The sequence below is a fragment of the Salipiger sp. HF18 genome (assembly GCF_011806505.1).
GTDB lineage: Bacteria > Pseudomonadota > Alphaproteobacteria > Rhodobacterales > Rhodobacteraceae > Salipiger > Salipiger thiooxidans.
Genome location: NZ_JAATOS010000247.1, coordinates 1 through 6,017 on the forward strand (window position 1 = coordinate 1; position 6,017 = coordinate 6,017).

Sequence of the window (6,017 nt, forward strand, 5' to 3'; positions counted from 1 at the left end):
GCCTCGAGCACCTCGTGACAGCGCAGGCAACGCGCCGTCTCGCCGGGCGCCACAGGGCGTTCGACGTAAAGTGCATCGCAGGAGGGGCAGGCCATAAGCGCCTCGGGCGCGGGCAGCTCGGCCGGGGATTCGGCTGTCATGCGGCTCAATCTAGAGCGATGGGCAGTGCGGGGAAAGTGGCCGCGCCGCAGCATGCCGCCGGGTGTGTTCCGGCGACCAGCCGCGGGCGGCGGGCGGGCGCCTCAGCGCCAGTCCAGGACGACCTTGCCCGAGACCCCGCTGCGCATGGTCTCGAAGCCCTCGCGGAAGTCGCGGGCGCTGAAGCGGTGGGTGATCACGCGGCGCACGTCGAGCCCGTTCTCGAGCATCGCGATCATCTTGTACCAGGTCTCGAATATCTCACGGCCGTAGATGCCCTTGAGGGTGATCGCCTTGAACACGATGCGCGACCAGTCGACCGGGCTCTTGCCCGGCGGAATGCCCAGAAGCGCAATGCGCCCGCCCATCACCAGGCTTTCGACCATCTGGTCGAGCGCCGCCTGGTTGCCGGACATCTCGAGGCCCACGTCGAAGCCCTCCTTCATCTTCAGCCGGTCGATGACGTCGCGCAGGTCCTCCTCGGCCACGTTCACCGGCACCACGTCGGCGACCTTTGCGGCAAGCTCGAGCCGCGCCGGGTTCACGTCGGTGATGACCACGTGCCGGGCCCCCACGTGGCGCGCCACGGCGGCCGCCATGATGCCGATGGGCCCCGCGCCGGTGATCAGCACGTCCTCGCCCACGAGGTCGTAGCTCAGCGCCGTGTGCACGGCGTTGCCCAGCGGGTCGAGGATGGCACCGATCTCGTCGTCCACCGCCCCGGGCAGCGGCACCCCATTGAAGGCCGGCAGGCGCAGGTACTCGGCAAAGGCCCCCTGCTCGTTCACCCCGATGCCGCGCGTCTCGGGGTCGAGATGGAAGCGCCCGGAGCGGCTCTGGCGGCTCTGGTGGCCGATCAGGTGTCCCTCGCCCGAACAGCGCTGGCCGATCTCGAGCCCGCGCACGTCGCGGCCCAGCTCGACGATTTCGCCCGCGAACTCGTGCCCGGTGATGAGCGGCACCGGCACCGTGCGCTGCGCCCAGGCGTCCCAGTTCCAGATGTGGATGTCGGTGCCGCAGATGCCGGTCTTGTTGATCCGAATAAGAACATCCTCGGGTCCGATCTCGGGCACCGGCGCCTCGACCATCCACAGGCCGGTCTCGGGCTTCGACTTCTCGAGGGCAAGCATCTGGTTGGTCATGTCAGGACTCCGGTGTCGCGGCCCGCCTGCGCGAAGGCGGCAAGGGCATCGTCGAGGTCGGCGCGGGTGAGCGCCGCGTTCATCTGGGTGCGGATGCGGGCACGACCCTTGGGCACCACGGGGAAGAAGAAGCCCGAAACGTAGACGCCGAGCTCGTAGAGCCGCTGCGCCATGGCCTGCGCCTTGCGGGCGTCATAGAGCATGACCGGAACGATCGGGTGCTCACCCTGAAGCAGGTCGAACCCCGCCGTTGTGAGCCCCTCGCGCCAGTAGCGGGCGTTCTCGAAGAGCTGCGCGCGCAGGTCGTCGCCCTGCTCGACCAGATCCAGCGCGGCGAGCCCGGCAGCCACCACCGCAGGCGGCAGCGCGTTGGAGAAAAGGTAAGGCCGCGCCCGCTGGCGCAGCAGGTCCACCACCTCCTGCGGGCCGGCGATGTATCCGCCAAGCGCGCCGCCAAGCGCCTTGCCCAGCGTGCCGGTGAGGATGTCCGCCCGCACCCCGAAGTGCATCGGCGTCCCCTGCCCCTTCGGCCCCATGAACCCGGTGGCGTGGCAGTCGTCGACCATCAGGAGCGCGTCGTAACGGTCGGCCAGCGCCCGGATTTCGGGCAGCTTCGCGAGATAGCCGTCCATCGAGAACACGCCGTCGGTGGCGATCATGATGTGCCGCGCCCCATCGGCGCGGGCGGCCATCAGCTGCGCCTCGAGGTCGTCCATGTCGGAATTGGCGTAGCGATAGCGCTTCGCCTTGCAGAGCCGGATGCCGTCGATGATCGAGGCATGGTTCAGCGCGTCCGAGATCACCGCGTCCTCGGGCCCCAGCAGCGGCTCGAAGAGCGCCCCGTTGGCGTCGAAGCAGGCGGCGAAGAGGATGCTGTCGTCAGTGCCGAGAAAGGCCGCCAGCCGCTGCTCGAGCGCGCGGTGCAGATCCTGCGTGCCACAGATGAAGCGCACCGAGGCCATGCCGTAGCCGTGGTCGTGCATCGCCCGCCCGGCCGCCTCGATCAGCGCCGGATGGTCGGCCAGCCCGAGGTAGTTGTTGGCGCAGAGATTGATGAGCTCGCGCCCGTCGACGCCGACGCGGGTGCCCTGCGGCGAGGTGATGAGCCGCTCGGTCTTCATCAGCCCCTCGGCCTCGATCTCGGCGAGGGTGTCGCGCAGGTGGGTCAGAAAAGCTTGGGCCATGAGTCGCACTCCCGTCGTGGTGTGCGTCTCTTGTCCGCCATCGCGGATTATCGGTCAATATAAAAGATACGCTATCACGGAACTCTGTCCGTTATGGCGTCTCGACGATGAGGAAGCAGCGCGCGCCCTCTCCGCAATCACGGATGGCATGCGCCACGTCCGCCGCATAGCGCGCGGTGTCGCCCGTGCGAAGCGTGTCCTCGGCCTCGCCCGAGCGGATGGTCAGCGCGCCCTCGATCACCGTCAGATGCTCGCGCGCGCCCTGCCCGTGCGGCTCGCTCTCCAGCGCGCCACCGGCGTCGAAACGGATGTCGTAGACCTCGTAGCTGCCGACCTTGCCGGGCTCGGAGAGGATGGTGATGTGGCAGCCCAGCCCGTGGCCGGTGATCACCGGCGCCTGATCGGCGCGGATGACCTCGATTGCGCGGGCCGGCGCCCCGAGGTCGAGAAGCCCGGCGAAATCCACCTGCAACGCGCGGGTGAGGTTCCAGAGCGTCGCCACGGTGGGGTTGGATTCGCCGCGCTCGATCTGGCTCACCATCGAGCGGCTCACGCCCGACAGCTTCGCCACGGCGTCGAGCGACAGGCCCTTGGCCTGCCGCGCGTCCTTCAGCCGTCCGGGAATGCGGCCGAGCACCGCGTCTGCATCATGATCCGTCATGACGGATGGCATGACCGACCCGGAGGCCGCCGTCAACGCTCAGTTCAGGCGGCTGACGATGACGGTGACCTCGGGCTTCTTGCCGATCTCGTTCTGCGAAGAGTTGCGCACGGTCCGGCGCATGTCCTCTTCGAGCTTGTCGTCGTCACGAAGCGCCTTGTCGCCCGCCCGGCCAAGGTACTGGCTCAGGTCCTCTTCCAGCACGTCGACCAGCGGCGCGTTGCTGCGGCCGATCTCGGGCAGGCCCATGACCTCGCACCACGGCTCGCCGAGCGGCTCGTCGTCTTCGTCGAGGATCACGGTCACGATGACATGGCCGTTGAGCGCCATCCGGATGCGGTCGCGCACGATGCCGTCGAGCGCGCCGATCTGCACCGACCCGTCGAGGTAGGTGCGGCCCGCGTCGATCCATTCGGCCACCGTGGGCTCGTTGCCGGAGAGGTCGATCATCATGCCGTTGACCGCCAGCACCCCGGCCCGGCCCCGCGCCTTGGCAAGCTTCACGTGCTCGCGCAGGTGGCGGTGCTCGCCGTGCATGGGGATGACGATCTGCGGCGACACGATGTCGTGCAGGCGCACAAGGTCCGGCCCGTTGGCGTGGCCCGAGACGTGGTACTTGCCGCCCGAGTCATCGACCACGTCTACCCCGCGCTCGGAGAAGTTGTTCATGATGCGGATGACGTCCTTTTCGTTGCCCGGAATGGTCTTCGACGAGAACAGGAACAGGTCGCCTTCCTTCAGCTCGATGCCGTTGTACTTGCCCCGCGACAGCTGCGCCGAGGCGGCGCGGCGTTCGCCCTGGCTGCCGGTGACGATCAGCATCAGGTTGTCGCGCGGGATCTCCGCCGCTTCCTCGGGGCTGACCACCTTGGGGAAGCCGGTCAGCACGCCGGTCTCGATGGCGGCCTCGATCATCCGGCGCATGGCGCGGCCCAGCAGGCAGATCGAGCGGCCCGCCTTGGAGCCCGCCTCGGCCAGCGTCTTCACCCGCGCCACGTTCGAGGCAAAGGTGGTGGCGACGACCATCTGCGGCGCGGCCGAGACCAGCTCCTCGATGTTGGGGCCGACCTCGGATTCCGAGCGGCCGGGGTTGGGCGAGAACACGTTGGTGGAGTCGCAGACGAGCGCCTTGACGCCGCCCGCCGAGACCTCGGCCCAGAGCTCGGGATCGAAGGCCTCGCCCACCACGGGGCTCGGGTCGAGCTTGAAGTCGCCCGAGTGGATCACCCGGCCGCCGGGCGTGTCGATGACCAGCGCCGAGCTCTCCGGGATCGAGTGCGAGATCGGCAGGAAGCCCACCTCGAACGGGCCCAGCTTGGTGGTCTCGGGCCACTTCGAGCAGGTCTTCACAGTCTCTTCCGAGTAGCCGTATTCCGCCAGCTTCTGCCGCGCGAGGTTGGCGGTGAAGGCACGCGCGTAGATGCGCACGCCAAGCCGCTCGAAGCAGTGGCCGACGGCGCCGATGTGGTCCTCGTGCGCGTGGGTGATGAACACCGCCTCGATGCGCTCGCGGTTCTGCTCGAGCCAGGCGATGTCGGCGAAGATGATGTTGACGCCGGGGGTGGTGTCCATGTCAGGGAACGCCACGCCGAGGTCGACGACGATGAGCCGCTCGGCCCCGGGCTCGCCGTAGCCGTAGACATAGCAGTTCATGCCGATTTCGCCCGCCCCGCCGAGGGGCAGATAGATGATACGTTGTGTGGTCATGAGGACTCCTGCCTCTTGTTGTAGTCGTGGATGACGGTCAGACCATGCATCGTGAGCGCATCCACCCACTCGTCGAAAAGGTCTTCGGATTGCTGGAAAAGCGGTGCCAGCCCACCTGTCGAGATGACCTTCATCGGCCGGTCGCGTTCGGCCTTGATGCGGTCGCAGATTTCACGGACGAGGCCGATGTAGCCCCAGAAGACGCCGGATTGCATGCAGGCGACGGTGTTGGTGCCCACCACCCGCTGCGGTTTGGAGATGTCAACGTGCGGCAGGGCGGCGGCGGCAAGGTGCAGCGCCTCGAGGCTGAGGTCCCCGCCGGGCGCGAGGCCGCCGCCGATATAGGCGCCGTCACTGGCCACCACGTCGAAGGTGGTGGCGGTGCCGAAGTCGACCACGATCAGGTCGCCGCCGTATAGATCGTACCCCGCCACCGTGTTTACAAGGCGGTCGGGGCCGACATTCGTGCCGACATCGACGCGCGCGTCCACCGGCAGCAGGCAATCGGGCTTGCCCACCACGTAGGGGCGCGTGTTGAAATAGCGGTCGGCGAGGACGCGGAGGTTGAAGACCACGCGCGGCACCGTCGACGAGATGATCACGTCGGTGATGTCGGCCTCGATCTTCTGGAAGGCTATCAGCGTCGAGAGCCAGACGTAGTACTGGTCGGCCGTGCGCTGGTGCTCGGTCGAGGTGCGCCACGTGGCGAGGAACTTCTCGCCGTCCCAGATCGAGAAGACCGTGTTGGTATTGCCGCAGTCGATCGCCAGAAGCATGTCGCTCTCTCCCTCAGAAGAACACGTCTGCCGCGGCAATGGCCTGCCGGCCGCCGCGGGTGGTCAGGATCAGGTTGCCACGCTCGTCGACGGTCTCGAAAGTGCCGACGGTCTCGGCGGTGCCGCTGCGCGCGGTGATCACCTCGCCGAGCCGTGCGGCCCGCGCCAGCCACGCCTCGCGCAGCGGGCTGAAGCCATAGGTGGCAAAGCGCGCCTCGTGCTCGGCGTAGCTCGTGGCCAGCAGGTCGAGGAAGCTCTCGGGATCGATCAGCACGCCGGACTCGGAGAGCAGAGACACCGGGCGCAGCGCGCCGGGCTCGACCTCGCCCGCGTCGGGCGCCTCCGCGAGGTTCACGCCGATGCCGATGGCCAGATGCGCGACGCCGCGCCGTTGGCCGAGGCTCTCGAG

Annotated in this window: 6 protein-coding genes and 1 pseudogene; all 7 read right to left on the reverse strand. The window is 68.2% G+C overall.

Annotation, left to right across the window (positions count from 1 at the left end):
- Positions 1–140, reverse strand: a pseudogene (locus HC022_RS29270) (paraquat-inducible protein A); the annotation flags it as partial.
- A 102-nt stretch (positions 141–242) separates the two neighbouring features.
- Positions 243–1,280: an L-threonine 3-dehydrogenase gene (gene tdh, locus HC022_RS17325; protein ID WP_167453262.1), complete on the reverse strand. Its 1,038-nt coding sequence runs from the start codon at positions 1,278–1,280 to the stop codon at positions 243–245.
- Entirely contained in the window at positions 1,277–2,464 is a 1,188-nt protein-coding gene (locus HC022_RS17330) for a glycine C-acetyltransferase (protein WP_167453263.1), read from the reverse strand. Before HC022_RS17330 ends, tdh begins: the two co-directional genes overlap by 4 nt.
- A gap of 91 nt (positions 2,465–2,555) precedes the next feature.
- A complete protein-coding gene (locus tag HC022_RS17335) occupies positions 2,556–3,125 on the reverse strand; it encodes a helix-turn-helix domain-containing protein (protein ID WP_167453264.1) in 570 nt (189 codons plus the stop codon).
- A 39-nt stretch (positions 3,126–3,164) separates the two neighbouring features.
- A complete protein-coding gene (locus tag HC022_RS17340; RefSeq protein WP_167453265.1) occupies positions 3,165–4,832 on the reverse strand; it encodes a ribonuclease J in 1,668 nt (555 codons plus the stop codon).
- Positions 4,829–5,608 (reverse strand): type III pantothenate kinase, encoded by a 780-nt coding sequence (locus tag HC022_RS17345; protein ID WP_167453266.1) that lies wholly within the window; start codon positions 5,606–5,608, stop codon positions 4,829–4,831. Before HC022_RS17345 ends, HC022_RS17340 begins: the two co-directional genes overlap by 4 nt.
- A 13-nt stretch (positions 5,609–5,621) precedes the next feature.
- A partial coding sequence (locus HC022_RS17350; RefSeq protein WP_368484688.1) for a biotin--[acetyl-CoA-carboxylase] ligase occupies positions 5,622–6,017 on the reverse strand: 396 nt, incomplete at its 5' end.

Excerpts from the sequence above, each read along its gene's own strand:
- tdh (WP_167453262.1), bottom strand. The coding sequence starts at position 1,280 with ATGACCAACCAGATGCTTGCCCTCGAGAAGTCGAAGCCCGAGACCGGC.
- HC022_RS17330 (WP_167453263.1), bottom strand. The coding sequence starts at position 2,464 with ATGGCCCAAGCTTTTCTGACCCACCTGCGCGACACCCTCGCCGAGATC.
- HC022_RS17335 (WP_167453264.1), bottom strand. The coding sequence starts at position 3,125 with ATGACGGATCATGATGCAGACGCGGTGCTCGGCCGCATTCCCGGACGG.
- HC022_RS17340 (WP_167453265.1), bottom strand. The coding sequence starts at position 4,832 with ATGACCACACAACGTATCATCTATCTGCCCCTCGGCGGGGCGGGCGAA.
- HC022_RS17345 (WP_167453266.1), bottom strand. The coding sequence starts at position 5,608 with ATGCTTCTGGCGATCGACTGCGGCAATACCAACACGGTCTTCTCGATC.